Raw genomic sequence first — 1023 nt, forward strand, 5'->3', positions numbered from 1 at the left:
TTAAATGGTCTTTGAATTCATCCATACTTGTAGCTGTTGATTGGTCGATTGCTTCACGTATTTCATCTTTCCATGAATATTGGGCGGTTGATTTTGTATTAGGGTCAGCAATCGCTTTTTCTGTTTGTGTATAACGTAAGCGTGCTGTATCTTTTTCTGGCACGCTTAAGCCATGTTCACGACATACGTCGTCATTAAAGTCTCTTAAATCACGTAAGGCTTGCTTGTTGTTATTGAACTTTTTACCTGTTTCAAGATCAATGGAATTAATCACAATATGATTGTGTACATGGTCTGTATCTGCATGCGTATAGACCGCCACTTGATGATTCGGTGCGAGCTTTTCGGCGAGTGCTAATCCTAATTGATTACATTGTTCGGGCGTGACTTCGCCAGGTTTAAACGATTGGATAATGACATGCCCTTGATTGCCATCGGTTTTGCCATATAACTCACGTGAAGCTTTAAAACTCGATTTCGCATAGTCGACATCACAATTTAAGCCACTTTTTTCAACTGCACGTTTTTCAGCGTAATTAATGGCACGTGACGTTGATTTGGTGGCACTTAATTTAGTTGTTGCCATTGGTATCACGCTTTTTTTGTTTAGGAATAAAATGATCAATTAAAAGGCCACCGAAAGCACAAAATAAGAAACAGATGGTGATAAACCACCATTGTTTTAGGAATGAAAAATTAAAAAATAAAATGAAGATCATTAAAGATATAACAGTTAAAATCCAAATGCTAAATAGCAATCTTCTTAATTTAGTTTGTTCCATACCTCATCTAACCTTTCACGTAATTCGCTGATATTACGTTCTAATGCTTTATAGTTCGGTGCTTCATGTTGATGTTGGTTGCAATATTTCGCAATCTGATTGGCATTAGCACCTAATCTACTTAAATCTTTGGCTATCGATTGTCGCGTTGTTTTATCTAATTTAGGTGCGACCAATCGAGATCCCTGTGCCTTTTTCTTAACGAAAGAAGGCACACTCATATTTAAAGTTTCAGCTGACT

Annotated in this window: 2 protein-coding genes; both read right to left on the bottom strand. The window is 37.0% G+C overall.

What is annotated here, in order from left to right:
* On the bottom strand, window positions 1-586 hold a 586-nt coding region (locus F890_RS17530; RefSeq protein ID WP_005268410.1), incomplete at its 3' end, for a relaxase/mobilization nuclease domain-containing protein.
* A gap of 177 nt (window positions 587-763) precedes the next feature.
* On the bottom strand, window positions 764-1023 hold a 260-nt coding region (mobC, locus tag F890_RS17535), incomplete at its 5' end, for a plasmid mobilization relaxosome protein MobC (protein ID WP_005268412.1).

The organism is Acinetobacter sp. CIP 64.7 (assembly GCF_000369745.1).
In the GTDB taxonomy this organism is placed as follows: domain Bacteria; phylum Pseudomonadota; class Gammaproteobacteria; order Pseudomonadales; family Moraxellaceae; genus Acinetobacter; species Acinetobacter fasciculus.